Below are 25,608 nucleotides of genomic sequence, written 5' to 3'. Positions count from 1 at the left end.
CGTTCCCCGCGGGTGCGGGCCGCGGGGAGAGAGGGGTGCGGCGGTGGGTCGCCGCTCGCTCGGGCCTCAGACCTGAGCCTCAGGCCGTGAGGAGCTCGCGGGCGAGGCGGGCGGTCTCGCTCGGAGTCTTGCCGACCTTGACGCCGGCGGCCTCCAGCGCCTCCTTCTTCGCCTGCGCGGTGCCGGAGGAGCCGGAGACGATGGCGCCGGCGTGGCCCATGGTCTTGCCCTCGGGCGCGGTGAAGCCCGCCACGTAGCCGACGACCGGCTTGGTGACGTTGGCCTTGATGAAGTCCGCCGCCCGCTCCTCGGCGTCGCCGCCGATCTCGCCGATCATCACGATCAGCTCGGTGTCGGGGTCGGCCTCGAACGCCGCGAGCGCGTCGATGTGGGTGGTGCCGATGACCGGGTCGCCGCCGATGCCGACGCAGGAGCTGAAGCCGATGTCGCGCAGCTCGTACATCATCTGGTACGTCAGCGTGCCGGACTTCGAGACCAGGCCGATGCGGCCGGGCTTGGTGATGTCGGCCGGGATGATGCCGGCGTTCGACTGACCCGGGGTGATCAGGCCGGGGCAGTTGGGGCCGATGATGCGGGTCCCGTTGCCCTTGGCCTGCGCGTACGCCCAGAACGCGGCCGTGTCGTGGACCGCGATGCCCTCGGTGATCACCACGGCGAGCGGGATCTCGGCGTCGATCGCCTCAATCACGGCGTCCTTGGTGAACTTCTCCGGCACGAAGATCACGGTGACGTCGGCGCCGGTGGCGTCCATCGCCTCCTTCACGCTGCCGAAGACCGGCACCTCGGTGCCGTCGAAGTCGAGCTTCTGGCCGGCCTTGCGCGGGTTGACGCCGCCGACGATGTTGGTGCCGGAGGCGAGCATCCGCCGGGTGTGCTTCTGGCCCTCCGAGCCGGTCATCCCCTGGACGATGACCTTGCTCTCCTTGGTGAGGAAGATAGCCATGGTTGTCTTCGCTGCCCTCGTCCTTGTCGTTCCTACGTGGCCTGGGTGGCCCTACTTGGCTGCCAGCTCGGCGGCGCGCTCGGCCGCGCCGTCCATGGTGTCCACCTGCTCGACGAGCGGGTGGTTGGCGTCGGTCAGGATCTTGCGGCCGAGCTCCGCGTTGTTGCCGTCGAGGCGCACCACCAGCGGCTTGCTGACCTGCTCGCCCCGGGAGGCGAGCAGCTCCAGCGCCTGCACGATGCCGTTGGCGACCGCGTCGCAGGCGGTGATGCCGCCGAAGACGTTGACGAAGACGGAGTTGACGTCGGGGTCGCCGAGGATGATCTCCAGGCCGTTGGCCATCACCTCGGCGGAGGCGCCGCCGCCGATGTCGAGGAAGTTGGCGGGCTTCACGCCGCCGTGGCGCTCGCCGGCGTAGGCGACGACGTCGAGCGTGCTCATGACGAGGCCGGCGCCGTTGCCGATGATGCCGACCGAGCCGCCCTCCAGCTTGACGTAGTTCAGGCCCTTGGCCTTGGCGGCGGCCTCCAGCGGGTTGGCGGCGGCCTTGTCCTCCAGCGCGGCGTGGTCCGGCTGCCGGAACTCGGCGTTGGCGTCGAGGGAGACCTTGCCGTCCAGCGCGATGATGGCGCCGTCGGCGGTCTTGACCAGCGGGTTCACCTCCACCAGGAGGGCGTCCTCCTTGGTGAAGACGGTCCACAGCGTCTGCAGGACGTCCACCACCTGGTCGGCGACCTCGGCGGGGAAGCGGGCCGCGGTGACGATCTCGCGGGCCTTGGCCTCGGTCACGCCCTCGATCGCGTCCACCGGGATCTTGGCGAGCGCCTCGGGCTTGGTCGCGGCGACCTCCTCGATGTCCATGCCGCCCTCGACGGAGGCCATGGCGAGGAAGGTGCGGTTGGTGCGGTCGAGGAGGAAGGAGAGGTAGTACTCCTCGGCGATGTCGGCGGTCTGCGCCAGCATCACCTTGTGGACCGTGTGGCCCTTGATGTCCATGCCGAGGATGGCCCCGGCCTTCGCGACGGCGTCCTCGGGGTCGGCGGCCAGCTTTACGCCTCCGGCCTTGCCCCGGCCGCCGGTCTTCACCTGCGCCTTGACGACCGCGCGGCCACCGAGTCGCTCGGCCGCCTCGCGCGCCGCCTCCGGCGTGTCGATGGTTTCGCCAGGCAGCACCGGCACTCCATGCTTGGCGAAGAGGTCCCTCGCCTGGTACTCGAACAGGTCCACGCGCGTCCGTCCTCACTCAGTGATCTCGCGGGGTGTGATCTCGCGGTTCGTTGTCGTCTCTGCGTGGGCGTGCCGCGTGGCCGCGTCGCTCAGCGGCAAGGATCGCTTGGCGCTCTGCGCTGGCACGCGGCATGTCCGGAGTGCAGGGTATCGGGGCGGCCTCGGGGGCGATAAACGCGGGCGGGTACGGACCGGGTGAGACCGGTCACGTTTGCCCCAGCCAGGGGCTCCGCTCCCGCCTCGCGCGGGCGCCGCGGGCGGGCCATCGGCGCGGCGCGGCTTGTTGGCGCGCTTCGCCCGCCGGGGCGCGGCCGCGATCCAGGGGTGGGGCGGGGGGGGATTACACGCGGGTGCGGACGTGGGTGCGGACCCACTCGACGACGTCGCCCGTGGGGGCGCCGGGGGTGAAGATCTCCGCGACGCCCTTCGCCTTCAGGGGCGCGATGTCGGCCTCGGGGATGATGCCGCCGCCGAAGACCGTGATGTCGGCGGCGTCCCGCTCCTTCAGCAGCTCGATGACGCGCGCGAAGAGCGTGTTGTGCGCGCCGGAGAGGATCGACAGGCCGACGGCGTCGGCGTCCTCCTGGATCGCGGTCTCCACGATCTGCTCCGGCGTCTGGTGCAGCCCGGTGTAGATGACCTCCATGCCGGCGTCGCGCAGGGCGCGGGCGATGACCTTCGCGCCCCGGTCATGACCATCGAGCCCCGGCTTGGCGACAACGACGCGAATCGGACTCGGTACACCCATCACACGCCTCCCGAGCGAACGAACGTTAACGCCAGCATCCCGCACCCGACGCCCTCAGCCAAGGAAACGAAGCCAAGAAATCGAACGTTCCTCGAACATATCTCGAACAAATCGTGGGTCATGAATGCGAGAGACTCCGAAAGGGAGTGCTATGCCCGCTTCCGTAACACGGGAAACCGACGGCGGCACGGGCAGAAGATTGTGGCCGTCGCGTACCCCCGGGTACAGTCGCCGCACGCAGCCGCTGGACTCACGCCCGCTCCTGTAGTCGAGCCGAAAGGCACAGTCGGTGATCGATCGTCAGATGTCGGGGGGCTTCACCCCGACCCTGCCCACTGACGAGCTCAGCGACCCCTGGCATTCCCCCTATCCCGACTATCCCGAGGCCATGCCGGCCGCCCCCGCCTACCCCGAGACCGAGAGCCTCGGCGGTTACGGGGACTACGGGGGCTATGACGGTTACGGCGGTTATGACACCTACGCCGGCGGCTTCGGTTCCATACAGGACCCCGCACCGGGTGCGCAGGACCAGGCCTATCTGGGTGCGTACCAATCCGGCGAGTGGGACACCACGGGCTACCCGGCGGTAGATCTTCACCAAACCCCCGCCGCCACGGGCGGATACGACGACACGGGGGCGACGGCGTACACGGCCTGGCAGGGGGCGGAGGACGCGGCCGGGTACGCCGCCGGCCACCACGAAGGCCACTACGCCTACGAGGTGGCGGAGCCGCGGCCCGAGCCCGAGCCCGAACTCGATCACCAGGAGCAGGAGCCTGAACCTGGGCCGGAGCGTGAGCCCGAAGCGGCTCCTCCCCCTCCCCCGCGGCGCAGGCGCCGGGCCGCCGGGCCGCGCCGGTCGGCGTTCTTCAGCGTCGCCGCCCCCTCCCTCGCCGTCCTCGGCGTGACCGCCATCGCCACCGCCGCCACCGTCAACGAGTCGGGCTCGGGCGGCAAGGGCAGCGAGCCCGCCCCCGTCGCCGCCCCCGACAACGCCGCCGGGGACGACGCCGAACCCGTCGCCGCCAACCGCGAGTTCGACACCCAGCTCACCGGCCTCTCGCAGGCCGTCGACGACTACGCCAACCGCGCCAGCCAGACCCAGGCCGACATCGACCTGGAGCGGCAGCAGGAGCGGGAGGAGCGCGAGGCCGCCGAGGAGGCGGCCCGGCAGGAGGCGTTGCGGCCGAAGTTCGCGCTCCCGGTTGAGCAGCACGGCCTCAGCGCCTACTTCGGCGACGCCGGCATCAACTGGATGTCGCTGCACACCGGCATCGACTTCCCCGTCAGCTACGGCACGCCCGTGATGGCCGCCACCGACGGCGAGATCACCACCCAGTGGGACCCGAGCTACGGCAACATGGTCATCCTCACCGCCCCGGACGGCACGGAGACCTGGTACGCGCACCTGAGCAGCACCGTCTACACCTCGGGGTGGGTGCAGGCCGGCACGGTCATCGCCTACTCCGGCGACTCGGGGAACTCCACCGGACCGCACCTGCACTTCGAGGTGCGCCCGTGGGGCGGCGACCCCGTCGACCCGCTCTACTGGCTGCGCGACCACGGCCTGGAGCCGACCTGACGCGAGCGCGAGAGAGGCGGCCCGCCGCCCCGGTTCCGGGGTGACGGGCCGCCTCTCGTGGTCTGGTCTCTCGTGCGTGCGTCAGCGCTGCTGGCTGCGCCTGAGGACTCCCTGGCAGATGGCGAGCGCGGCGGCGGGAGCCGCGAACAGGAAGATGTAGTTGATCGCCTCGGCGCCGTCCTTCCAGGCGTCCCAGGTGTCACCGGGGTACTTGAACAGGAGCATGAACCAGTTGCCGTCCAGCTCCACCCCCATCTGGTCGGCTCCCCAGCTGACGACCATCGTCGTGCCCCATGCCTCTCCGAGGCAGATGCTGAGGAACGCCAGCGCGGCGCCGATGATGTACGCCGTCCAGTTGCCCTTGGCGAGGAACGCCGGGCCGAGCCCGACGAGGATGCCGAGGAGGATCGCCACGTACGTGATCTGCGTGACCTCGCCCGTGGTCTCGTCCAGCGTCTGGCGGTAGATGAAGGCGTAGGCGATGGCTCCCACGATCGCGGCCACCGCGGCGGCGCCGATCGCGGCAAGCAGGTTGCCCTGCTGGCCCATCGGCGGCGGAGGCACCGGCGCGGGGTACCCGCCGCCCGGGGCGCCGAAGGGCTGCTGGGGCTGCGGCGGCGGCATGGCCCCCGGGGGCTGCTGCGGATATCCGTAGCCCGGCTGGGGCTGCGGCTGCTGCGGCTGGCCGTACCCACCCGGCTGACCGTAGCCGCCCGCCGGCTGGCCGTACCCTCCTGGCGGAGGGCCGGGCGGAGGCGGCTGCTGACCGTATCCGCCGGATGGCTGCTGCTGCCAGGGCTGGCTCATTCTGTTCCCCCTGGGGTTGTGTGATGAGACGTACTCCGGTACTCCAGGGCCAGGGACGACGTTAATCGGAGTACGAAGTTCTGCTTATTGCCCTGGCAGCTAACCGCCCCGGACCCCCCTACGACAAGCCCTTTCCCCGAGCTGTGACACGACAGCGACACGGAATCGCCGGTCGTCAGAGCTTCTCTACCGGAGCGTAACGGAGCAGCAGCCGCTTGGGCTTGTCGCCCCCGAAGTCGATCGTGGCCTCGGCCCGTTCGCCGCTGCCCTGCACGGACACGACCGTGCCCATGCCGAAGCTGTCGTGGGTGACGCGGTCGCCGGGTGTGAGCGAGACCACGGGCCGGTCCTGCATCCGCCGCGTCGCGAAACCGCCGGCCCCGCGCCGCGGCTGCCGACCGCCGCCGGACGACGGGGTGAACGCCGTCGAGGGCGCCGTCGCCGCCGTGCCGCCCGCGCGGCGCCACTCCACGTGCTCGTCGGGGATCTCGTCCAGGAAGCGCGAGGGCGGATTGTGCTGCGGCTGGCCCCAGGCGCTGCGCAGCTCCGAGCGGGAGACGTACAGCCGCTGCCGGGCGCGCGTGATGCCCACGTACGCCAGGCGGCGTTCCTCCTCCAGCTCCTTGGTCTTGCCGAGCGAGCGCATGTGCGGGAAGACGCCGTCCTCCATGCCGGTGAGGAAGACCACCGGGAACTCAAGGCCCTTGGCGGTGTGCAGCGTCATCAGCGTGATGACGCCGCCCCCGTCGCCCTCGCTCTCGTCGGGGATCTCGTCGGAGTCGGCGACCAGCGCCACCCGCTCCAGGAAGTCGGCGAGCGTGCCGGGGTCGTCCTCGGCGCGCTCCTGCTCGAACTCCAGCGCCACGGCGGCCAGCTCCTGGAGGTTCTCCACCCGCGTCTCGTCCTGCGGGTCGTTGGACGCCTGGAGCTCCGCCAGGTACCCGGTCCGCTCCAGCACCGCCTCCAGCACGGTGGCCGGGCCCGCGCCCGACTCCACGACCGTGCGCAGCTCCTCCAGCAGCTCGTTGAAGCGCTTGACGGCGTTGGCGGAGCGCGCCGCCATGCCGTACGCCTCGTCCACGCGGCGCAGCGCCTGCGCGAAGGAGATCCGCTCGCGCTGGGCGAGGGCCTCGATCATCGCCTCCGCGCGCTCGCCGATGCCGCGCTTGGGCACGTTCAGGATGCGGCGCAGCGGCACGGTGTCCTCGGGGTTGGCCAGCACCCGCAGGTACGCCAGCACGTCGCGGACCTCGCGGCGCTCGTAGAAGCGGACGCCGCCGACGACCTTGTACGGCAGGCCGACGCGGATGAACACCTCCTCGAAGACGCGGGACTGGGCGTTGGTGCGGTAGAAGACGGCGACGTCGCCGGGGCGGGCCGCGTCCTCGTCCGTCAGGCGGTCGATCTCGTCGGCGACGAACTGCGCCTCGTCGTGCTCTGTGTCGGCGACCCAGCCGGTGATGCGGGACCCGGCGCCGGCGTCGGTCCACAGGTTCTTCGGGCGGCGGTCCTCGTTGCGCGCGATGACGGCGTTGGCGGCCGACAGGATGGTCTGCGTGGAGCGGTAGTTCCGCTCCAGCAGCAGGGTGCTGGCCTGCGGGAAGTCCTGCTCGAACTGGAGGATGTTGCGGATGGTGGCGCCGCGGAAGGCGTAGATCGACTGGTCGGCGTCGCCGACGACGCACAGCTCGGCGGGGCCGGTGGCGTACTCGTCGCCGCCCTCCCCCTCGACGCCGACGAGCAGCCGGATCAGCCGGTACTGCGCGATGTTGGTGTCCTGGTACTCGTCGACGAGCACGTGCCGGAAGCGGCGCCGGTAGTGCTCGGCCACGTCGGGGAAGGCGTCGAGCAGGTGGACGGCGGTCATGATGATGTCGTCGAAGTCGAGGGCGTTGGCCTCGCGCAGCCGCGACTGGTAGAGGGTGTACGCCTCGGCGAGGGTCTTCTCGAAGCCGTCGGACGCCTGGGCGGCGAAGTCCTCGGGGTCGATCAGCTCGTTCTTGAGGTTCGAGACCTTGGCGCTGAAGGACTTGGGCGGGTACCGCTTCGGGTCAAGGTCCAGATCGCGGCAGACCAGCGCCATCAGGCGGCGCGAGTCGGCGGCGTCGTAGATCGAGAAGCTGGAGGTGAAGCCGAGCTTCTTGCTCTCGCGGCGCAGGATGCGCACGCAGGCGCTGTGGAAGGTCATCACCCACATGGCGTTCGCCCGCGGGCCCACCAGCTCCTCGACGCGCTCGCGCATCTCGCCGGCGGCCTTGTTGGTGAAGGTGATCGCGAGGATCTGGCCGGGGTGGACGCCGCGCGCGGCCAGCAGGTACGCGATGCGGTGGGTCAGCACCCGCGTCTTGCCCGACCCGGCCCCGGCCACGATCAGCAGCGGCGCGCCACTGTGGGTGACGGCGTCGCGCTGCTGGTCGTTCAGCCCCTCCAGCAGGGCGGCGGGGTCGGCGACGGGCTTGCGCGCGCCGTTGCGGTAGTAGGCGTCCTCCTCGGCCCGCTTCGGCTCGGCGAAGGTGCCCTCGAAGAGCGCGTCGACGGCCTCGGCCTGCTCCGCCTCCTGCTCGGGCGGAGGTGTCGGCTCCTCGCCCGGATCCGTCACGGGGTCGAGGTCCGCCAGCGCGTTGTCATCAAAGAGGCCGCTCATCGCCTCCGAGTCTATGACCGCTCCCCCACCCGGCGGGCCCGCTCCTAGAATCAACTCCATGCCGCCTGACTCCCCTCTCCCCGAACCTCACCGACCGCGCGCCGAGCTGCGGGCCTCGCACGAGGACCGGGAGGCCGTCGCCGAACGGCTGCGGGAGGCCGCGGGCGACGGGCGGATCGACCTGGAGGAGCTGGAGGAGCGCCTGGAACGGGCGTTCGCCGCCAAGACCTACGGCGATCTCGAACCGCTCACCGCCGACCTGCCGCCCCCGGCCGCCGCCGTGGAGGCCGAGGGTCGCCCGCCGCTGGAGCTCAAGGGCGGGCTGCACGGCGCGGAGCGCGTGGGCCGCTGGCGGGTGCCGGCCCGCATCGTCGCCCGCGGCGGGCTGGGCGGCGTCAAGCTCGACTTCACGCGCGCCGACTGCCCGTGGCAGGAGGTCGAGGTCGAGGTGCACGGCGAGATGGCGGGCGTCACCATCGTGGTCCCGGACGGCTGGGCCGTCGACACCACCGGCATCGACCCCGGCATCGGCGGCGTGCGGGACAAGACCACGCCCGAACGCCTGCCCGGCACGCCGCTCCTGCGCATCACCGGCGCGGGCGGCATGGCGGGCGCGACGCTGCGCCACCCCAACCGCTGGGAGCGGCGCAGGCTGCGCAACAACCCGGCGTGAGGCGGGGGTTCTCCCGGTTCTCCCCCGGCCGTCCGCTGGGCTAGGCCCCGCGCGCGGTCCGCACGGCCGCGGCCATCTCCGCGTCGCCCTCCGCCGCCAGGCCCGCCGCCACGCCCTCGCGGTCGGCGGCCGGGCGGTTCTGGCTCAGCTTGGCCTTGGCCTCGACCCTGGTGATGACGAGTTCGAGGCCGACGATCGCCCGGAGCTGCCCCGCGACGAACGCCGGTGGCGCGTCGTCGACCGACCAGGGACGCGCGCGGCCGGACTCGTGGCGTTCGGTGAGGCGGCGGACCATCGACGCCAGCCAGTCGGCGTCCTCGTGCACGACGAGGCGGCCGTAGACGTGGGCCGTGACGTAGTTCCACGTCGGCACCACGCGGCCGTGCTCGGCCTTGGAGGCGTACCAGGTGGGCGACACGTACGCGTCGGGCCCGCGGAGGATGGCCAGCGCCTCGCCGAGGGCGGGCCGCCGCCACTGCTCGTTGTTGCGGGCGACGTGCGCCAGCAGCGCGCCCCGCTCGCCGACGTCCGGGGCGTGGATGACCGGGAGGAACGTCGCCAGCGGCCCCTCGGGCGTGGCGGTGATCAGGTCGGCCGTCTCGCAGCGGTCCAGCAGCTCGCGCGTCTGGGCCTCGCCGGCGGCGAAGTGTCGGGGCACGTACATTCGTTCAGCTTCACATCGAGGGACGGCAAACCCCCGCAAGGTCACGAAATGATTTCGGTCACATCGCGGATAAATCCCATCCCAGCCTTCACAAGAGCCCCTCACTGTGGCTAGCGTGCGTCGGCAGGTGGCTCGGTCTTCGTCGGAAGGAGACGCCCGTGGGTTCCCACCGCAAGCCCCGCACCGGGCTGTTGGAGCGCCCCGCCGCGCGGCGCGGCGCCGTCGGCGTCGGCGCGGCGGCGCTGGTCTCGGCCACGCTGCTGTCGCAGAGCGGCTACGCCGACGAGGACGACACGCCCTCCATAGAGGAGCAGCGGGAGCGCGCCAACGACGCCGCCGAGCGGGCGCAGGAGGTCAGGGACCAGGTCGACGAGCTCTACCACGACGCCGAGGTCGCCACCCAGGAGTACAACGAGGCCAAGGAAGAGGTCGACGAGCAGCAGGACACCGTCGACGAGGCGCTGGACGCCGCCGCCCAGGCCACCGACGAGGTCAACGAGGCCCGGCGCGTCCTCGGCAACTTCGCCGCCGCCCAGTACCGCCACGGCGGCGGCAGCATGCCCGAAACCGTCACCCTGCTGCTGGCCACGGACCCGAAGGCGTTCTTCGACCAGAGCCACACCCTCGACCGTCTCGGCGAGCAACAGCAGCAGGCGCTCGACGACTTCACCGAACGCCAGGCCGATGCCGAGGAGCACAGCGTCGACGCCGCCGACGCGCTGACCGAGCTCCAGAACCGCGAGGCCGACCTCCAGGACCAGAAGGACACCGTCCAGAACAAGCTGGCCGAGGCCCGGCAGCTCCTCGACGAGCTCACGGACGAGGAACAGGCCGCCTACGACGAGCTGGAGCGGCTGGAGCAGCAGGAGGCCGAACGCCGGGCCCGCGAGGCGCGGGAACGCCGCGAGGCGCAGGAGGCGGCGGAGCAGGCCGCGCAGGAGCAGCAACAGCAGGAGCAGCAGGAGCAGGGGAGCGGCGGCAGTGGCGGCGCCGCGGACGGCACGTACGACTCCCTGGCCGAGCAGGCCATCGCCTTCGCCGACGAGCAGCTGGGCGACCCCTACGTCTGGGGCGCCACCGGCCCCGACTCCTGGGACTGCTCGGGCCTGACGCAGGCCGCCTGGCGCGCCGCCGGGATCGAGATACCCCGGGTCACCTGGGACCAGGTGAACTTCGGCACCCGCGTCACGCGCGACGAGCTCCAGCCGGGCGACCTGGTCTTCTTCTACGACGACGTCAGCCACGTCGGCCTGTACACCGGCGACGGGATGATGATCCACGCGCCGAACCCGAGCACGGTCGTCAAGTACGAGTCGATCGACGTGATGCCGATCTACGGCTACGTGCGCGTCGCGTAACGCCCGTCCGGCGGATCACGCCGCCTTCCCCGGCTGCCCTCCCCTGGGGGCGGGGAAGGGTCAGCCGTACGGCCGTGGCCCCCCACCTCGTCATCCTCGCCCGCGTCCCCGCCCGCGAGGCGGTGCAGCACGAGGATGCCGCCGTGCAGCGGCTGGTCGAGGCGTTCGTCGTCGGTCTCGATGTACTCGTCGAGGATGGCGAGGATGCGGCGTTCGAGGATCTCGATGTCCTCGGGCGAGAGGTGGAGCGCGAACCGGTCGAAGGCGGCGACGGACTCCGGGCCCGCCTCGCGCAGCTCGTCCTGGAACGCCTCGACGGGAGCGAACCTCGCCTCGGCGTCCAGGTTCTCCATCGGGTTCGACAGCCACCAGGACTTGCGGGTGGCGCGGTAGGGCTTCTCCAGGGCCCCGCGCTCGCCCGTCCGGACCGGGGCCGGCTCCAGGAAGCCCGCGTCGGCGAGCTGCCGGACGTGGTACAGCACGGTCCCCGGGTCGCGGCCGAGGCGGTCGGCGAGCTGCTTGTTGGTCATCTCCCGCTGGCCGCACAGCCGCAGGATGCGCAGCCGCAACGGGTGGGCTAGCGCCTTGGTCTCGCGAACAGTCGCCTGCCGTCGCTTCCGCAGCGGGGCCTCGTCGTCCATGGTCGCAGGATAATCCCGCGCGCGTTCGCGGAGGCTGGGCACCAAGGGTCACCACAATCAGAAACGCAGGAACGCGGAACGCGGAACGCGGGAACGCGCGAACGCGGGAATAGCCCCGCACCGGATCGGAAGATCGAAAGGCAGACGCATGCGGAAGATGACCGACCAGGAGTGGCGGGCCTTCGTCTCGGACGGAACCCGCACCGGCAAGCTCTCGACGGTCCGGGCCGACGGCAGCCCGCACCTCACGCCGGTCTGGTTTCTGCTCGACGGCGACGACGTGGTGTTCAACACCGGCAAGAGCGGGGTCAAGGGGCGCAACCTGGCCCGGGACGGGCGGTTCGCCCTGTGCGTGGACGAGGACCGGCCACCGTACGCGTTCGTCCTGCTGGAGGGCCGCGCCGAGATCTCCGAGGACCCGGGCGAGGTGCGGCACTGGGCGGGCCGCCTCGGCGCCCGCTACATGGGCGAGGACCGCGCCGAGGAGTTCGCGGCCCGCAACGGCGTACCTGGCGAGCTTCTCGTCCGCGCGCACATCGAGAAGGTGATCGCCTTCTCCGGGGTGTCAGACTGACCGGACCGGACCGGACCGGGCCGGCTCGGGCGGCGGAGTCGGGCCACCGAGGATTATTGATTGAGCTTTCTCCATCGATGTGGGATTCTCCACCAATGGCGGACACCCCTTCCCTCGGCGCCGGCTACTGGCGGCTGTGGACCTCCTCAGGCCTGTCCAACCTCGCCGACGGCGTCCTCAAGGTCGCGCTCCCGCTCGTGGCCATCGACCACACCCGCTCCCCCACCCTCATCGCTGGCCTGAGCCTCGCGCTGACCCTCCCCTGGCTCCTCTTCGCGCTGCCCGCCGGTGCCCTCGCCGACCGGCTCGACCGCCGCCGCGCGATGCTCGGCGCCAACGCCCTCCGCGCGCTGCTGCTCGCCGCCGTCACGCTCCTCGCCGCCTTCGACGCCGGCTCGATCTGGGCGCTGTACGCCGTCGCCTTCGGCATCGGCATCGCCGAGACGCTCTACGACACCTCGGCCCAGTCGATCGTGCCGCAGCTCGTCAGCCGCGATCAGCTCTCGCGCGCCAACGGGCGCCTGTTCGCCGCAGAGCTGACGGCCAATCAGTTCATAGGCCCGCCGCTGGCCGGCGTCCTCGCGGCGGCGGGTGCGGTCCTCGCCTTCGCCACCCCGGCCGGCCTGTGGCTGCTGGCCATCGGCGTGCTGCTGCTGGTACGCGGCTCCTTCCGCGTCGAGCGCGCGCAGCCGACCACCATGCGCGCCGACATCGCCGAGGGGCTGCGCTACCTCCGGCGCCACCGCCTGCTGCGGACGCTCGCCGCGATGGTCGGGGTCTCCAACTTCGCCAGCAACGCCATGTTCGCGGTCTTCGTGCTCTACGCCGCCGGGCGGGACTCCACGATGGGCCTGTCCGACGCCTCCTACGGGGCGCTGCTGACCGCCACCGCCGCCGGCAGCCTCGCCGGCTCGCTCCTCGCCGCGCGGATCGAGCGGGCGCTGGGCCGGGCCCGCGCGCTGGTGTTCACCACCGTCAGCTCGACCCTGATGCTGGGCGTCCCCGCCGCGACCGCGAACCCCTTCCTCATCGGCGCCGCCTTCTTCCTCGGCGGCGTCGGCATCGTGGTGTGGAACGTCATCACCGTCTCGCTGCGGCAACGTGTCACGCCCGACCGGCTGCTGGGCCGCCTCAACAGCGGCTACCGGCTGCTGGCCTGGGGCACGATGCCGCTGGGCGCGGCGGCCGGCGGCCTCGGGGCCCAACTCCTCGGCCTGCGCGCGGTCTTCGCCATCACCGCCGCCCTGACCCTCTGCCTGCTGTTCGCCATGACCCGGGTGACCGACGCCGCCATGGACGCCGCCGAGCGCGCGGCCGAGGAAGACCCCGGAGACAGGCCCGGGGCGGAGGAGGAGCCCGGCGCGGAGAAGAAGCCCGGCGCGGAGGAGGAACCCGGCGCGGAGGAGGAACCGCCCGTCACCACACCGTCGCGATGAAGACGTTGGCCGTCGCCAGCGCCCCGACCGCGCCGAAGACCGGCGTGCCGACCTTCTCCTCGTCGCGGTTGACGTAGGCGAGCGCCAGGATCGCCAGCAGCACGGTGAGCTTCACGGCGATCTTGGCGTTGTTCACCTCCTGATCGTCGGCCTGGTTGAGGCCGACGAGCGCGAGGCCGGTGACGAGCATCGTCCATCCGCCGTGCAGCATCCCCGCGTTGATGCGCGCCTCGCCCTCCCCCATCGCCTTCATCTGCCCCAGGAAGCCGCCGAGCAGAGCGGCGATGCCGACGATGTGCAGACCCAGAACGACGCTGATCAAGACGTCCATGGCGGGGAAGTCTAGTGACGCGCGTCTTGACGCTGGGAAACCGGGACCCGAGGATGCCTGTGGGAGCGCTCCCATATGCTCCCATGTCCATGTCACCAGCACGTCATGTCCATCCCCACCAAAGGACCGAGCCGTGACACATCGCCCACATCCCCACCGCAGGCGGCGCCGCCTGGGCGCCGCGGCCGTGGCCGCCGCCGGGTTGCTCGCCGCCGCCGTCGCCGTCCCGGCCGCCACCACGGCCAGCGCCCAGCAAGAGCCCGGGCCCGAGCTCATCGCCAACGGCGACTTCGCCGACGGCGCCACCGCCCCCTGGTGGGGGACGGAGAACGTCACCCCGAAGGTGGTCGACGGCCGCCTGTGCGCGGAGATCCCCGGGGGCACCGCCAACCCCTGGGACGTCATCATCGGCCAGGACGCGCTGCCGATCACCGCGGGCGAGACGTACGAGTTCCTCTACACGCCCACCACCAGCGCCCCGGTGACCGTCCGCGCCAACATCCAGATGTCGGTCGACCCCTTCACCCCGCAGCTCTCCGCCACCGACCAGGCCACCGACACCGCCGAGCCGATCAGCCACATCTTCACCGCGACCGCCGACCTGCCCGAGGCGCAGCTGGTCTTCCAACTCGGCGGCGGCGAGGAGCCGTTCACCTTCTGCATGGACGACGTGTCGCTGCGCGGCGGCGCCGAGCGGCCGCCGTTCGACCCCGACACCGGCTCACCGGTCCGCGTCAACCAGCACGGTTACCTCACGGACGGCGTCAAGTCCGGCACCTTCGTCACCGAGGCGGCCGAGGCGCTGCCGTGGACGCTGAACGCCGCCGACGGCACCGAGGTGGCCTCCGGCACCACCACGCCCGCCGGGGTCGACTCCACCTCCGCGCAGAAGGTCCATACCTTCGACTTCAGCGACGTCACCACGCCGGGCGAGGGCTACACCGTCACCATCGACGGCAAGACGAGCGTGCCGTTCACCATCGGCGACGACATCTACGCCGGGCTGAGCACCGACGCGATGGCGTACTACTACCACAACCGCAGCGGCATCAAGATCGACGCCGCCCTCGTCGGTGAGGAGTACGCCCGCCCCGCCGGGCACGTCAACGTCGCGCCCAACAAGGGCGACAACGACGTGACCTGCTGGGAGACCGACCCCTGCGACTACACCCTGGACGCGGCCGGCGGCTGGTACGACGCGGGCGACCACGGCAAGTACGTCGTCAACGGCGGCATCTCCGTGGCCCAGCTGATGTCCGTGTACGAGCAGTACCCCGACGCCCTGGGCGACGGCTCCCTCGCCGTCCCCGAGACCGGCAACGACATCCCCGACGTCCTGGACGAGGCCAAGTGGGAGATGGACTTCCTGATGGCCATGCAGGTCCCGGCGGGCCAGGAACTGGCGGGCATGGCGCATCACAAGCTCCACGACGCCGAGTGGACCGCGCTGCCGATGATGCCCGAGGACGACGCCCAGCCGCGTGAGCTGCACCCGCCGTCCACCGCCGCCACCCTCAACCTCGCCGCCGCCGCCGCCCAGTGCGCCCGCGTCTTCGAGCCCTTCGACGCGGAGTACGCCGCCACCTGCCTGGCGTCGGCCGAGCGCGCCTGGGAGGCCGCCGAGGCCCACCCGGCCATGATCGCCGACCCGAACGACGGCACCGGCGGCGGGGCGTACAGCGACGAGAAGGTGACCGACGAGTTCTACTGGGCGGCGGCCGAGCTGTTCGCCGCCACCGGCAAGGACGTCTACCGGCAGGCGCTGCTGGACTCCGAGCTGCACGGCGACACGGCGGCGGTCTTCCCGCCCGGCGGCCTGTCCTGGCTCGAGACGGCGGGTCTGGGCGCGATGACGCTGGCCACCGTGCCGAACGACCTGACCGAGGGGCAGCTCGCCGACGTGCGGGCGATGGTCGTGGAGGCCGCCGACGGCTTCCTGGCCGACTCCGAGGCGGCGGGGTACGGGCTGCCGTTCGCGGGCCAGTTCGTCTGGGGCTCCAACGGCCAGGTGCTCAACAACGGCGTGGTGCTCGCCGTGGCCGCCGGCCTGACCGGCGAGGCCGCCTACCGCGACGCCGCCATCCGCGCCCTGGACTACGTGCTGGGGCGCAACCCGCTGAACCAGTCGTACGTCACCGGCTACGGCGAGCGGGACTCGCACAACCAGCACCACCGGTTCTGGGCCAACCAGCTCAACTCCAGCCTGCCGAACCCGGCGCCCGGCTCGCTCGCCGGCGGTCCGGACGCCGCCCTGGAGGACCCGATCGCCGAGCAGGAGCTGGTGGGGTGCGTCGGCGCGATGTGCTACATCGACCACATCGAGTCGTACTCGACCAACGAGGTGACCATCAACTGGAACGCCCCGCTGGCGTGGCTGGCCACCTACGCCAACGGCCCGAGCGGCGCGTAGCGCGTACCGCCTGCGGCGAGCCACCCCGTCCCCGGGGTCCGGAGGGCTTCCCTCCGGACCCCGGGCCCCGGGCCCTGGGAGGCCACCGCCGTAGGCTGGCGGCATGCCCGCAGCGCGCCCCAAGCCCAAACAGCTGGCCAAGAGCACCAAGAGCACCAAGAACACCAAGAGCAAGCGCCAGCCGCCGCGCGCCGGCACCTACGGCGCCCGCGCCGCGCGCCCGTACGCCGCGGCGCTGCTGGCCGCTCTGCTGATCGGCTCGCTGCTGCTCGTGATGCTCTCCGCCCTTGCCGGCGGCGACGGCGGAGGCTCCGACGACAGCGCGGGGGACGGCGGCGAGGAGGAGATCAAGCCGCTGCCCTCGGACAACCCCGCGCTGGCGCTCGCCCGCCGCGACGCCGACGACCCCCTCGCCCTCGGCGACGTGGACGCGCCCATCGTGATGATCGAGTACGCCGACTTCCAGGACGCGTTCGTCGGCATCCACGCCCGCGACACCCACGACCGGCTGGTGAGGGAGTACGTGGACGCCGGGATCCTTCGCATCGAGTTCCGCAACTACCCCATCAACGGCCCCGAGTCCGACGCCGCCGCCCGCGCGGCCTGGGCGGCCGGACGGCAGGACCGGTTCTGGGAGTTCCACGAGGCGGCCCTCGGCGAGCAGTTCAACCTCGGATCCGGCCGCTTCGAGGAGGACGGCCTGCGCGCGCTGGCGGCGGAGGCCGGGATCCCCGACATCGGCCGCTTCCTGCGCGACACGGAATCCGATGAGGCGGGCGAGGCGGTCGGCCGCGACGCGCAGGAGGCGTACGACATGGGCGTCAGCACGGTCCCCTCCTTCCTCATCGACGGCCACCCGCTCAGCGGCGCCCAGTCCCTCGGCGCCTTCCGCGAGATCATCGACCCGCTCCACGAGGCGGAGCGGGAGTAGTCACCGCGGGGTCAACGGCCGTCATCCGCAGGGGATTTGCCACCACACACGGTCATCTCGGGGTCATTACCGATCAACGCGCCGCCGCCCCGCCCCGGGCCGGTTTAGCGTCCCGGGACATGGGCAAGCATCGCAAGCCGAAACGGGCGGCCACCGCGGCCAAACGCCCCTTCCGGTCCCTCGCCGCCGCCACCCTCTCCCTCGCCGGCGCCGCCTCGGCCGTCGGCCTCGGCCTCGAAGGCTCCGCGCTCGCCGAGCCCCAGCCGGGCCTGGCGGAGGTCCGGGACCGGGTCGACGCGCTCCACCGCGAGGCCGAGGAGGCCACCGAGCGGTTCAACGCCGCCACGGAGGAGGCGGACGCGGCGCGGGACGATCTGGACCGGCTGCGCGACGAGGCGGCCCGGCGCACCGAGGAGCTCAACCAGGCGCGCGACGCCCTCGGCTCGCACGCCTCCGCCGAGTACCGCTCCTCGGGCGTGGCGCCGTCGCTTCAGCTCGCGCTCTCCTCCGACCCCGACGACTTCCTGGACCGTGCGGCGCTGATGGACCGCAGCGGGGACCGCCAGGCGCGGGCCGTGGCGGGCATCGAGGACCAGATCCGGCGTCTCGAGCAGCTGCGCGCCGAGGCGGGCGAGGAGGCCGACGCGCTGGCGGAGGCGCGGGAGGCGGCGCGGGACGAGCGGCGCACGGTGGAGGACCGGCTGGCGGAGGCGGAGGAGCTGCTGGCCACGCTCACCGCCGAGGAGCGCGAGCGGGTGCTGCTCGGCGACGCGGCGGTCGCCGCCGGTTCGGGCACCGGCTCCGTCCCCGGCTCCGTCCCCGGTTCGGGCACCGGCTCGCCCGACACGCCCGCGCCGAACGCCCGCGCCGAGGCGGCGGTGGAGTTCGCGTACGCCCAGCTCGGCAAGGCGTACGGCTGGGGCGCGACCGGGCCTCACGCCTTCGACTGCTCGGGGCTCACCCAGGCGGCGTGGAGCGCGGCCGGGGTGGCGCTGCCGCGCACCAGCTACGGCCAGGTCGACGCGGGCACCCGGGTCTCGCGCTCCGAACTCGCCCCCGGCGACCTGGTCTTCTACTACGCCGGCATCAGCCACGTCGGCATATACGTCGGCGACGGCCAGATCGTCCACGCCTCCCGCCCCGGCGTTCCCATCGCCCTCGCCCCCGTGGACTCGATGCCGTTCGCCGCCGCGACGCGCCCGGCCTGACGGGCCGCCAGCCCTGGCCGGGCCCTGAGCGCGCTGGCAGACTGAGCGGGGAGCGAAAGGTGGCACGGCCATGTCAGTGACGGAACAACTCGGCGGCCCGGCGGCGCGCGGCCCCCTGCCCGGCACCGGCGGGCCGGGCGGCGGATTGCGGGACACCGCCGCCCGCTACGCCCTGCTGCCGCTGCGGCTCTTTCTCGGCATCACCTTCCTCTACGCCGGGATCGACAAGTACACCGACGCCTGGCCGTTCAGCGAGGCCATGAGCACCGACCAGATGGAGACGACGCTGGAGTTCTCCAAGGACGACGCGGCGGCGGGGTGGCTGGCCGACCTGGCGCTGGACCATCCGGGCCTGTTCGGCAACGGGGTCGCGGTCGCGGAGATGGCGGTCGGGGCGGCGGTGCTCATCGGCCTCCTCACCCGGCTCGCGGCGTTGGGCGGGGCGCTGCTCGCGTTCTCCTTCTGGCTGACGGTCACCTGGCCGACGGACCCGTACTACTTCGGCCAGGACCTCCCCATGCTGGCGGGCTTCGCGACGCTGCTGCTGGCGGGCAGCGGCCCGGTGGCCCTTGACTCCCTGATCGCCAACCGCGCGGCCCGCAGAAACCGCCGCCTCTTCGGCTGACGCGCGGGATACGGGGTGGGGTGCCGGGGTGTGGACGGCCGGGGGTCAGGGGCGGAGCCCTCGGCTACGGGCCGTCGGCGGCGTCGGCGCGGGCGCCGCGGCCGCCGCGGGCGCGGCGTACCGCGTGCGTGATGCCCGCCACCGCCCCCGACAGCAGGAGCGCTCCCGGCACCATCCCGATCAGCACCGGCAGCGGCGGCTCCTCCTCCCCCGCCGCGCGCGCCGCGTAGAGGATCGCGATGAGGATCAGTGCCAGCCCCAGCACGAACCGCGCCGGCTCGAACCGGTGCGGCCTGAGAGGCCCGCCGTTCGCACCGTTCCCGCCGTTCGCACCGTTCCCTCCGTTCGCGCCGTTCACGACACCGCCTCCCGCTCCACCGTGACCTGCCCGATCCCCATCTCCAGCCACAGCTCCACGCTGCCGCCCTCCGCCACGCCCGCCTCCGGCGCGTAGCTCACGGTGCGCTCCTGCCCCACCCCTGCCCAGGAGTCGAAGGTCCCGCCGTCGTTCCCGCCCCCGGGCTGCCCGTCGTACGTGAAGGCCCCGACCGCGATCTCCACGTGCACGGTCAGCTCGACGTTCCTCGGCACCGTCACCACGAGTTCCCCGGCCCCGGCCTCCAGCTCCGTGGCCACCCGCTCTCCCTCCGGCACCGCCAGCCCGCCCAGGTCCAGCTCCGCGCGCCCGGTGCCCACCTCGTACACCTGCCGCACCTGCGCCGCCTCGGCCGGGCGCCACACCGGCTCCGACCAGGTCGTGGCGATGTTCTGCGGCAGCGCCGCCGCGCCCGCCAGCAGCCCGGCCGTCAGCGCCACGGCGACGATCGTGCCCCCGCCGAGCCGCCCCGCGAAGGAGCTGACGACCAGCCCGAGGCCGAAGACGGCCAGCGCCGCCGCCAGGCCGAGGACCAGCGCCTCGCTCAGCGAGTCCCGCTCCCAGGCCACCGCCGTGCCGCCCGCGCCCGCCCCCAGCGCCAGCAGCAGCACCAGGCCGCCCATGCGGATGTCGCGGCGTTCACGCGGCGCGACCGCGGGCGGCGGCTGCGTCGCCGCCGGGGGCGCGGGCGGCGGCACGGTGCGCCGGGCCGGCGGGCGCGCGCCAGCCGGCCCCCACAGGTAGTCGCTGGCCCGCTCCGCCGCCGTGGGGTCGTCGGGGGAACGCCGCCACCAGGACGGCCCCGCCGGCGCGGGCGGCGGCTGCGCCTCGGGGGGCGCGTCCGCCACGGCGTTCGCCGTCACGGCGTCGACCCCCGCGCCGCCCTCGGCCTCGCCCCCCAGCTCCGTCTCGCTGCGCCGCCGCGACCAGTGCGCCGCCCCGGCCAGCGCGGCGATCATCATCACCGAGAACCACGTGGCCCCGCCCCCGTCGGTGAGCCCGGCGAGCATCAGGCCGCACCCGGCGACGATGAACAGCAGCGCCGTCAGCCCCGGCCCCTCCACGCGGCCGGAGAGCAGCCGCCGCCCCTCGTTCTCCTCCTCGCCCTCGAAGGGGATGATCAGCCAGGCCAGGCCGTACCCGACGAAGCCGAGCCCGCCGACGACCGACAGCACCGCCAGCGACACCCGGAAGATCACGGGGTCGAGGTTGAAGTAGCGGCCGAGCCCGCCGCACACCCCGCCGATCACCTTGTGGTGGCGGCTGCGCGACAGCCGGGCGTTCGGCCTGGCCGTCTCCTCGGTCGTCCCCGTCATGCCCACCATGGTGACGCCTCCGGCCCCGCACCGGCATCGGGGGAGACCCTGGTGCTGCCCCCACCCCGTTCTGGGGGGTCAACCCTGATGCCCTCCGGGGCCCGCCCGTGTGACGATCGGTCCATGTCGGGGACGATGGGCACGATGACCGAGGCAGCCGCCGGCCCCGCGCCACCCCCGTCCACGCCCGTTCCGCTGCGCAAGCTGTACCGCAGCGCGGAGGGGCGCTGGCTGGGCGGCGTCGCGCGCGGCCTGGCCGGGCACCTGGGGCTGCCCGTGTCCTGGGTGCGCATCGTCTTCCTCTTCCTGCTCACCGCCAACGGCCTGGGCATCCTCGTCTACGGCATCTTCTGGTTCGTCGTGCCGCTGGGCGCCGCCCCCTCCCCGGCCGCGCCCGCCCCGGCCCGGCGCCGCTGGGGTCTGCGCCGCCTGCGGCAGCTGCGCCACCGGCCGGAGAAGGGCCGGCTGCTGGCGTTCGTCATGATGGCGGGCGCGCTCGGGGTGCTGGGCGCCAACATCCAGTTCCCGATCTCCGACGCCGCCCTGTGGCCGATGCTGATCGTCGGCGTCGGCGCGGCCGTCGTCTGGCGGCAGGCCGACGACTCCCGCCGCGCGCACTGGGCCGCCGCCACCCGGCGGGGCCGCTGGCTGCCGCTGCTGCGCAGCGCGGCCGGTGCCGGTCTGGTCTGCGCGGGCGTGGCCGGCTTCGTCGTGGTGCGCGGCACCACCGACGCGGACGGGTCGGCGGACAACCTCGGGATCGTCCTCCAGGCGTCGGTGGCCGTGGTCGTCGGCATCGCGCTGCTCGCGGGCCCGTACGTGGTGCGCATGGTGCAGGACCTGTCGGAGGAGCGGACGCTGCGCATCCGCGCCCAGGAGCGCGCCGAGGTCGCCGCGCACGTCCACGACTCGGTGCTGCACACCCTCACCCTGATCCAGCGCAACGCCGAGAACCCGCGCGAGGTCGCGCGCCTGGCCCGCGCGCAGGAGCGGGAGCTGCGCACCTGGCTGTACAAGTCGGCGGAACGCCCCGGCGAGTCGGCCGAGCCGGAGGCCGAGGCGTCGCCCACCACCCTCGCCGAGGCGGTGAGGGCCGCCGCGGCCGAGGTCGAGGATTACCACGGCGTGCCGATCGAGGTGGTCTGCGTCGGCGACTGCCCGGTGGACGAGCAGCTCACCGCCCAGCTCCAGGCGGCGCGCGAGGCGATGGTCAACGCCGCCAAGTACGGTGGCGAGGGCGGCCCCGTGCGGGTCTTCGCGGAGGTCGAGGGGCGTACCGTCTTCGTATCGGTGCGCGACCGCGGCCCCGGCTTCGACCCGGACGCCGTCCCGGCGGACCGCATGGGTGTGCGCGAGTCGATCATCGGCCGGATGCGGCGCAACGGCGGCACCGCCCGCGTCCGGTCCACGCCGGGCGAGGGCACGGAGGTGGAACTGACGATGAAGCGAGGCGAGCACGATGACTGAGGACCGCCGCCAGGAGCGGGCCCGCGTCGTCCTGGTGGACGACCACCGGATGTTCCGCGCCGGGGTGCGGGCGGAGATCGGCCAGACCGAGGAGACCGGCGTCGAGGTCGTCGGCGAGGCCGGCGATGTGGACCAGGCGGTGACCGTCATCCGGGAGACCCGGCCCGACGTGGTCCTCCTCGACGTCCACCTCCCCGGCGGCGGCGGCGTGGAGGTGCTGCGCCGCAGCTCCTCCCTCCTCTCCGCCGCCACCGATCCCGTCCGTTTCCTCGCCCTCTCCGTCTCCGACGCCGCCGAGGACGTCATAGGCGTCATCCGGGGCGGCGCCCGCGGGTACGTCACCAAGACCATCACCGGCCGCGACCTGGTCGACGCCATCTTCCGCGTCGCCGAGGGCGACGCCGTCTTCTCCCCCCGCCTGGCGGGCTTCGTGCTCGACGCCTTCGCCTCCTCCGACACCGCCCCGGTGGACGAGGACCTCGACCGCCTCACCCAGCGCGAGCGCGAGGTGCTGCGCCTGATCGCGCGCGGCTACGCCTACAAGGAGGTCGGCAAGGAGCTGTTCATCTCGGTGAAGACGGTCGAGAGCCACGTCTCGGCGGTGCTGCGCAAGCTCCAGCTCTCCAACCGCCACGAGCTCACCCGCTGGGCGACGGCCCGCCGCCTGGTGTGAGCCGCTCTGAGCCCGGCCGGACCGGGCTTCAGCCTCATACCGGTGACTCGGGCTCGGCCACGCACAGCGCCCAGATGACGAAGCCGTAGACGGCGATCAGCACGATCGACCAGACCGGGTAGTACGGGATGGAGGCGAAGGCCGCGAGCATCATCAGCCCGGCGATGATGACGCCGGCGACGCGCGCCCACAGGGCGGCCCGGAACAGGCCGAGGCCTATCAGGATGGCGAGGGCGCCGAGGATGAGGTGAATCCAGCCCCAGGCGCTGAGGTTGAACTGGAAGGCGTAGTCGCTGGTTCTCACGAAGACGTCGTCCTCGGCGATGCCCATGATGCCCCGGAAGACGTCCATGATCCCGCCGACGATCAGCATCACGGCGGCGAACACGACGAGCCCGGAGGCCAGCGCCCCGCCCCCGTGCACCCTCGGTGCCGTTCCCCCCGCCCCTCCCGCCGCGTGTCCTGTCGTGGTGTGCGGAGGCATCGGATCCCTGCCCTTCGTCTCGGTTGCCCGGGATCTCGATCGCGGGCCTTGCCTTCCCCACCGTGCGGTCACCCGGACGGCCGTGCCCGCCCTGTTGCGCCGTTCGGGTGACGGCGTACGCCGACGGCTCAGGCGCCGAAGGCGATGATCACGATGAAGAGCACGCAGACGGCGATGTTGACCAGCCAGCTGTGGCTGTTGATCCAGTCGCGGACGCGGGGCATTGCGGCCTCGGCCCGGTGGCGGAGGAAGAGGCGGGTGAGCAGCGGGAGCGCCGCGATCAGGACGGTGAGCGCGATGAAGGGCAACGCCTCCAGGAGCCCGGCGTCGTTCTGCCGCAGGTGAACGCCGACGGTCAGCATGATCACGAGGTCGGAGGGCATCAGCCCGATCACCATCAGGCCGATGGTGAACGCCCGCCGGGTGCCGGCGGACATGAGCGTGCCCAGCCACTTCGGTGGCTCGGCGGTGGCGCGCCCCCGCCAGTTCTTCAGCGCGGCGAGCGCCAGCAGGCCGATCAGGACGTACTTGATGACGTTTCCGGCCGAGCCGGCGTCGGACTCGCCGCCCAGGTCGACGGCGTTGCCCAGCAGCTCGGCGATCCCCAGCATCACGAGCACGCCGAGGGTGATCGCGAGGGCGACGCCCGCCAGGAACGCGAGCGAGACGCGGACGGCCCGTGGCGTGGTGACGAAGATGACCGCCGAGATGATCTGGGGCCCGGCCATCATGGTGATGGCCAGCGGCAGAATCGGCAGTTCCATGGTCACCGTCCGCAGTCAGAGAAGGATCCGCCGTTCGGCCCCCTGGAACTCCTCCTCGGCGATGTCACGCGTGCCTTGAGCTGAGAGCCTGGCCGGCTCCTCCGTCCCACCACCGGCCGTCTCCCCGACGTAGCGGTCCAACGCCTCGCGAACGCCCAGAGGGGCGGTTGATGGCCCCCGGGTGTCCCGTGAGGCGCCGATTATTCCCCGTTACTCCCTGCGCGCGGTGTGGACCGTGGTGGCGGTGAGGTAGAAGGCGTCGGCGCGGCGGCGGATGCCGGTGGGGGCGTCGGGGTCGAGGAGGGCGTCGAGGGTGTGCACGTCGTCGGGGTCGAGGACGTCGGCGAGGACCTCGCGGGAGCGAGCCAGGTGGCCGTGGATGAGCTCGCGGGCGTCGTCGTCCAGGGGTGGGCGCAGCTCGGTGAGGAAGCTGCGGGTGGCGACCGGGGTCAGGCCGGCGCGGGCGAGCATGGCGGGCCAGTCCTCGATGATATCGGCGGCGTCGGGGAGCGCGGCGCGCATGGCGGTGAACCACTCCTCGTTGGCCACGTCCAGGCGGGCCTGGAGGCCGGGGCGGCCGATGCCGATGTCGCGGGGCAGGAAGCGCGGCGGCAGCCCGCCCTCGCTGATCGCCAGCAGCCCGCCGGGGCGTACGCGGTGGGCGAGGGCGTTCAACGCCGCCTGCTGGTCGCCGAGGTGGTGCACGACGCGGGCGGCCCAGACGAGGTCGGCCGTGCCGAGGGTGTCCAGCTCGCCGGGCAGCTCGGCGAGGCGGGTGGTGACGCCGCGCGCGGCCGCGCGCTCCAGCAGGCCGGGGGTGCCGTCGACGGCGATGACCTCGGCGTCGGGGAAGGCCTCGGCGAAGACGGCGGCCGCCGCTCCGGGGCCGCTGCCGATGTCCAGGACCCGGGCGAGGGCCTGCGGGGAGGGGAGCTGAGGGCCGAGCCAGGCTGCGGTCTCGCGCAGGAAGCCGAGCTGGGCGCGGGCCTGGCGTTCGAGCTGGTCGGCCAGCTCGTCCCAGTCGATGTCCTCGTGCCCGTGCCCGTGCGAGTGCGAGTGCGCGTGTGCGTGGTGTGTGGTCACGCTCGCAGCGTGCTTGGGAGGGACGCGCCGGGGCAAGTCTTCTTGCCGTTTCCGCAAGGCTGCGTGGGCGACACTGACGGGGTGTTCGGATTCGTGGTGCTGGCCGCCGTGCTGGCGGCGTCGATCCGCAGCGCCTGGCGGGACCCGGCGTTCCGGGGCGCGGCCGTGTCCCTGGTGGCGACCATCGCCACGGCCACGCTCTTCTACACCTGGCACGAGGGCTGGTCGGTGCTGGACAGCCTCTACTTCTCCATGACCACCGGCCTGACCATCGGCTACGGCGACCTGGCACCGACGACCGCCTACTCCAAGGCCTTCACCATCGTCTACGCCCTCACCACGGTCGGCCTCTTCATCGCCGTCACGAGCCTGCTCCTGGAGGCGGGAGAACGCCAGCGCGCCCAGCGCAGGGACAAACGGAGAGCACGCCGCCGGTGAGTCGCTGACCGCGCGCGGCGCCGCGCCGCTGCCCCCTCTGCGGAGCAGGCGCGGAGGGCCCGCGTCACGCCCGCGCGTCGGCGCTCGGCGAAGCCCGCGCCGTCCGCGTGCCCGCCTGCCTGCTCGCGACGCAGCCTCCCCCTCATCGCCTCCCCACCCCTCAGCAGGGGCGGGTGGGCGGGGG

25 protein-coding genes are annotated in these 25,608 nt (G+C 72.8%); 12 read left to right on the top strand and 13 right to left on the bottom strand.

Features of this window, described 5'->3' with window-relative positions; translation table 11 throughout:
* Positions 1 to 79: 79 nt before the first annotated feature.
* From sucD to ACTWQH_RS04300, 3 genes are all read right to left on the bottom strand, one after another.
* Positions 80 to 964 carry a succinate--CoA ligase subunit alpha gene (sucD, locus tag ACTWQH_RS04310; RefSeq protein ID WP_443284954.1) on the bottom strand — a complete coding sequence of 295 codons (885 nt, stop codon included), beginning with the start codon at positions 962 to 964 and terminating at the stop codon, positions 80 to 82.
* A gap of 51 nt (positions 965 to 1,015) precedes the next feature.
* Positions 1,016 to 2,191, bottom strand: coding sequence for an ADP-forming succinate--CoA ligase subunit beta (sucC, locus tag ACTWQH_RS04305; RefSeq protein ID WP_443284953.1), 1,176 nt, complete (start codon positions 2,189 to 2,191; stop codon positions 1,016 to 1,018).
* A gap of 340 nt (positions 2,192 to 2,531) precedes the next feature.
* The gene (locus tag ACTWQH_RS04300; RefSeq protein ID WP_443284952.1) at positions 2,532 to 2,939 is read right to left on the bottom strand and encodes a cobalamin B12-binding domain-containing protein; all 408 of its coding nucleotides are present in this window, start codon (positions 2,937 to 2,939) and stop codon (positions 2,532 to 2,534) included.
* 289 nt (positions 2,940 to 3,228) lie between these two features.
* Between ACTWQH_RS04300 and ACTWQH_RS04295 the strand changes: the two genes are divergently transcribed.
* Positions 3,229 to 4,521 (top strand): M23 family metallopeptidase, encoded by a 1,293-nt coding sequence (locus tag ACTWQH_RS04295; RefSeq protein ID WP_443284951.1) that lies wholly within the window; start codon positions 3,229 to 3,231, stop codon positions 4,519 to 4,521.
* Between the two features lie 81 nt (positions 4,522 to 4,602).
* On the opposite strand, the gene ACTWQH_RS04290 is transcribed toward ACTWQH_RS04295, so the two are convergent.
* On the bottom strand, positions 4,603 to 5,328 hold the full coding sequence (locus tag ACTWQH_RS04290; protein ID WP_443284950.1) for a hypothetical protein: 726 nt from the start codon (positions 5,326 to 5,328) through the stop codon (positions 4,603 to 4,605).
* Between the two features lie 175 nt (positions 5,329 to 5,503).
* A complete protein-coding gene (gene pcrA / locus ACTWQH_RS04285) occupies positions 5,504 to 7,972 on the bottom strand; it encodes a DNA helicase PcrA (protein ID WP_443284949.1) in 2,469 nt (822 codons plus the stop codon).
* A gap of 58 nt (positions 7,973 to 8,030) precedes the next feature.
* Between pcrA and ACTWQH_RS04280 the strand changes: the two genes are divergently transcribed.
* Positions 8,031 to 8,645, top strand: a complete 615-nt coding sequence (locus ACTWQH_RS04280) for a DUF1707 SHOCT-like domain-containing protein (RefSeq protein ID WP_443284948.1) — start codon at positions 8,031 to 8,033, stop codon at positions 8,643 to 8,645.
* 40 nt (positions 8,646 to 8,685) lie between these two features.
* On the opposite strand, the gene ACTWQH_RS04275 is transcribed toward ACTWQH_RS04280, so the two are convergent.
* On the bottom strand, positions 8,686 to 9,309 hold the full coding sequence (locus ACTWQH_RS04275; protein WP_443284947.1) for an FMN-binding negative transcriptional regulator: 624 nt from the start codon (positions 9,307 to 9,309) through the stop codon (positions 8,686 to 8,688).
* A gap of 158 nt (positions 9,310 to 9,467) precedes the next feature.
* On the opposite strand from ACTWQH_RS04275, the gene ACTWQH_RS04270 reads away from it, so the two are divergent.
* A complete protein-coding gene (locus ACTWQH_RS04270) occupies positions 9,468 to 10,667 on the top strand; it encodes an NlpC/P60 family protein (protein WP_443284946.1) in 1,200 nt (399 codons plus the stop codon).
* On the opposite strand, the gene ACTWQH_RS04265 is transcribed toward ACTWQH_RS04270, so the two are convergent.
* The gene (locus ACTWQH_RS04265; RefSeq protein ID WP_443284945.1) at positions 10,649 to 11,308 is read right to left on the bottom strand and encodes an ArsR/SmtB family transcription factor; all 660 of its coding nucleotides are present in this window, start codon (positions 11,306 to 11,308) and stop codon (positions 10,649 to 10,651) included. The genes ACTWQH_RS04270 and ACTWQH_RS04265 overlap by 19 nt on opposite strands.
* A gap of 148 nt (positions 11,309 to 11,456) precedes the next feature.
* Between ACTWQH_RS04265 and ACTWQH_RS04260 the strand changes: the two genes are divergently transcribed.
* Both ACTWQH_RS04260 and ACTWQH_RS04255 read left to right on the top strand, forming a co-directional pair.
* Positions 11,457 to 11,882, top strand: a complete 426-nt coding sequence (locus tag ACTWQH_RS04260) for a PPOX class F420-dependent oxidoreductase (RefSeq protein ID WP_443284944.1) — start codon at positions 11,457 to 11,459, stop codon at positions 11,880 to 11,882.
* A gap of 95 nt (positions 11,883 to 11,977) precedes the next feature.
* Positions 11,978 to 13,318 (top strand): MFS transporter, encoded by a 1,341-nt coding sequence (locus ACTWQH_RS04255; protein ID WP_443284943.1) that lies wholly within the window; start codon positions 11,978 to 11,980, stop codon positions 13,316 to 13,318.
* Here ACTWQH_RS04255 and ACTWQH_RS04250 read toward each other — a convergent pair.
* Positions 13,299 to 13,649, bottom strand: a complete 351-nt coding sequence (locus ACTWQH_RS04250) for a hypothetical protein (protein ID WP_443284942.1) — start codon at positions 13,647 to 13,649, stop codon at positions 13,299 to 13,301. The two genes, ACTWQH_RS04255 and ACTWQH_RS04250, sit on opposite strands and share 20 nt — an antisense overlap.
* On the opposite strand from ACTWQH_RS04250, the gene ACTWQH_RS04245 reads away from it, so the two are divergent.
* The 4 genes from ACTWQH_RS04245 (at position 13,603) to ACTWQH_RS04230 (ending at position 18,823) form a co-directional block, all read left to right on the top strand.
* Entirely contained in the window at positions 13,603 to 16,059 is a 2,457-nt protein-coding gene (locus ACTWQH_RS04245) for a glycoside hydrolase family 9 protein (protein WP_443284941.1), read from the top strand. The genes ACTWQH_RS04250 and ACTWQH_RS04245 overlap by 47 nt on opposite strands.
* A gap of 103 nt (positions 16,060 to 16,162) precedes the next feature.
* Entirely contained in the window at positions 16,163 to 16,990 is an 828-nt protein-coding gene (locus ACTWQH_RS04240; protein ID WP_443284940.1) for a DsbA family protein, read from the top strand.
* 119 nt (positions 16,991 to 17,109) lie between these two features.
* Positions 17,110 to 18,198: an NlpC/P60 family protein gene (locus ACTWQH_RS04235; protein ID WP_443284939.1), complete on the top strand. Its 1,089-nt coding sequence runs from the start codon at positions 17,110 to 17,112 to the stop codon at positions 18,196 to 18,198.
* A gap of 70 nt (positions 18,199 to 18,268) precedes the next feature.
* On the top strand, positions 18,269 to 18,823 hold the full coding sequence (locus ACTWQH_RS04230; RefSeq protein WP_443284938.1) for a DoxX family protein: 555 nt from the start codon (positions 18,269 to 18,271) through the stop codon (positions 18,821 to 18,823).
* Positions 18,824 to 18,887: 64 nt separating this feature from the next.
* On the opposite strand, the gene ACTWQH_RS04225 is transcribed toward ACTWQH_RS04230, so the two are convergent.
* Entirely contained in the window at positions 18,888 to 19,088 is a 201-nt protein-coding gene (locus tag ACTWQH_RS04225) for a hypothetical protein (protein ID WP_443284937.1), read from the bottom strand.
* A gap of 89 nt (positions 19,089 to 19,177) precedes the next feature.
* Positions 19,178 to 20,515 carry a PspC domain-containing protein gene (locus ACTWQH_RS04220; RefSeq protein ID WP_443284936.1) on the bottom strand — a complete coding sequence of 446 codons (1,338 nt, stop codon included), beginning with the start codon at positions 20,513 to 20,515 and terminating at the stop codon, positions 19,178 to 19,180.
* Between the two features lie 144 nt (positions 20,516 to 20,659).
* On the opposite strand from ACTWQH_RS04220, the gene ACTWQH_RS04215 reads away from it, so the two are divergent.
* Together ACTWQH_RS04215 and ACTWQH_RS04210 are read left to right on the top strand one after the other, a co-directional pair.
* Positions 20,660 to 21,982: a PspC domain-containing protein gene (locus ACTWQH_RS04215; protein WP_443284935.1), complete on the top strand. Its 1,323-nt coding sequence runs from the start codon at positions 20,660 to 20,662 to the stop codon at positions 21,980 to 21,982.
* Positions 21,975 to 22,655: a LuxR C-terminal-related transcriptional regulator gene (locus ACTWQH_RS04210; protein WP_443284934.1), complete on the top strand. Its 681-nt coding sequence runs from the start codon at positions 21,975 to 21,977 to the stop codon at positions 22,653 to 22,655. Before ACTWQH_RS04215 ends, ACTWQH_RS04210 begins: the two co-directional genes overlap by 8 nt.
* 34 nt (positions 22,656 to 22,689) lie before the next feature.
* Here the strand turns inward: ACTWQH_RS04210 and ACTWQH_RS04205 are convergent, their stop codons facing one another.
* From ACTWQH_RS04205 to ACTWQH_RS04195, 3 genes are all read right to left on the bottom strand, one after another.
* A complete protein-coding gene (locus tag ACTWQH_RS04205; protein ID WP_443284933.1) occupies positions 22,690 to 23,079 on the bottom strand; it encodes a DUF7144 family membrane protein in 390 nt (129 codons plus the stop codon).
* Between the two features lie 188 nt (positions 23,080 to 23,267).
* The gene (locus ACTWQH_RS04200) at positions 23,268 to 23,903 is read right to left on the bottom strand and encodes a GAP family protein (protein ID WP_443284932.1); all 636 of its coding nucleotides are present in this window, start codon (positions 23,901 to 23,903) and stop codon (positions 23,268 to 23,270) included.
* Positions 23,904 to 24,113: 210 nt separating this feature from the next.
* A complete protein-coding gene (locus tag ACTWQH_RS04195) occupies positions 24,114 to 24,986 on the bottom strand; it encodes a class I SAM-dependent methyltransferase (protein ID WP_443284931.1) in 873 nt (290 codons plus the stop codon).
* 63 nt (positions 24,987 to 25,049) lie between these two features.
* Between ACTWQH_RS04195 and ACTWQH_RS04190 the strand changes: the two genes are divergently transcribed.
* Positions 25,050 to 25,424 (top strand): potassium channel family protein, encoded by a 375-nt coding sequence (locus tag ACTWQH_RS04190; protein WP_443284930.1) that lies wholly within the window; start codon positions 25,050 to 25,052, stop codon positions 25,422 to 25,424.
* The last annotated feature ends 184 nt before the right edge of the window (positions 25,425 to 25,608 follow it).

It is taken from the genome of Streptomyces sp. 6N223 (assembly GCF_052246635.1).
Classification (GTDB): Bacteria; Actinomycetota; Actinomycetes; order Streptomycetales; family Streptomycetaceae; genus Streptomyces.
This window is presented reverse-complemented; position numbering and strand designations above follow the sequence as displayed.

What these genes read in the sequence shown, in the direction of transcription:
- sucD (WP_443284954.1), bottom strand. Translation starts at nt 964, where the DNA reads ATGGCTATCTTCCTCACCAAGGAGAGCAAGGTCATCGTCCAGGGGATG.
- ACTWQH_RS04300 (WP_443284952.1), bottom strand. Translation starts at nt 2,939, where the DNA reads ATGGGTGTACCGAGTCCGATTCGCGTCGTTGTCGCCAAGCCGGGGCTC.
- ACTWQH_RS04290 (WP_443284950.1), bottom strand. Translation starts at nt 5,328, where the DNA reads ATGAGCCAGCCCTGGCAGCAGCAGCCATCCGGCGGATACGGTCAGCAG.
- pcrA (WP_443284949.1), bottom strand. Translation starts at nt 7,972, where the DNA reads ATGAGCGGCCTCTTTGATGACAACGCGCTGGCGGACCTCGACCCCGTG.
- ACTWQH_RS04280 (WP_443284948.1), top strand. Translation starts at nt 8,031, where the DNA reads ATGCCGCCTGACTCCCCTCTCCCCGAACCTCACCGACCGCGCGCCGAG.
- ACTWQH_RS04275 (WP_443284947.1), bottom strand. Translation starts at nt 9,309, where the DNA reads ATGTACGTGCCCCGACACTTCGCCGCCGGCGAGGCCCAGACGCGCGAG.
- ACTWQH_RS04265 (WP_443284945.1), bottom strand. Translation starts at nt 11,308, where the DNA reads ATGGACGACGAGGCCCCGCTGCGGAAGCGACGGCAGGCGACTGTTCGC.
- ACTWQH_RS04260 (WP_443284944.1), top strand. Translation starts at nt 11,457, where the DNA reads ATGCGGAAGATGACCGACCAGGAGTGGCGGGCCTTCGTCTCGGACGGA.
- ACTWQH_RS04255 (WP_443284943.1), top strand. Translation starts at nt 11,978, where the DNA reads ATGGCGGACACCCCTTCCCTCGGCGCCGGCTACTGGCGGCTGTGGACC.
- ACTWQH_RS04245 (WP_443284941.1), top strand. Translation starts at nt 13,603, where the DNA reads ATGCCGACGATGTGCAGACCCAGAACGACGCTGATCAAGACGTCCATG.
- ACTWQH_RS04250 (WP_443284942.1), bottom strand. Translation starts at nt 13,649, where the DNA reads ATGGACGTCTTGATCAGCGTCGTTCTGGGTCTGCACATCGTCGGCATC.
- ACTWQH_RS04240 (WP_443284940.1), top strand. Translation starts at nt 16,163, where the DNA reads ATGCCCGCAGCGCGCCCCAAGCCCAAACAGCTGGCCAAGAGCACCAAG.
- ACTWQH_RS04235 (WP_443284939.1), top strand. Translation starts at nt 17,110, where the DNA reads ATGGGCAAGCATCGCAAGCCGAAACGGGCGGCCACCGCGGCCAAACGC.
- ACTWQH_RS04230 (WP_443284938.1), top strand. Translation starts at nt 18,269, where the DNA reads ATGTCAGTGACGGAACAACTCGGCGGCCCGGCGGCGCGCGGCCCCCTG.
- ACTWQH_RS04220 (WP_443284936.1), bottom strand. Translation starts at nt 20,515, where the DNA reads ATGACGGGGACGACCGAGGAGACGGCCAGGCCGAACGCCCGGCTGTCG.
- ACTWQH_RS04215 (WP_443284935.1), top strand. Translation starts at nt 20,660, where the DNA reads ATGACCGAGGCAGCCGCCGGCCCCGCGCCACCCCCGTCCACGCCCGTT.
- ACTWQH_RS04210 (WP_443284934.1), top strand. Translation starts at nt 21,975, where the DNA reads ATGACTGAGGACCGCCGCCAGGAGCGGGCCCGCGTCGTCCTGGTGGAC.
- ACTWQH_RS04200 (WP_443284932.1), bottom strand. Translation starts at nt 23,903, where the DNA reads ATGGAACTGCCGATTCTGCCGCTGGCCATCACCATGATGGCCGGGCCC.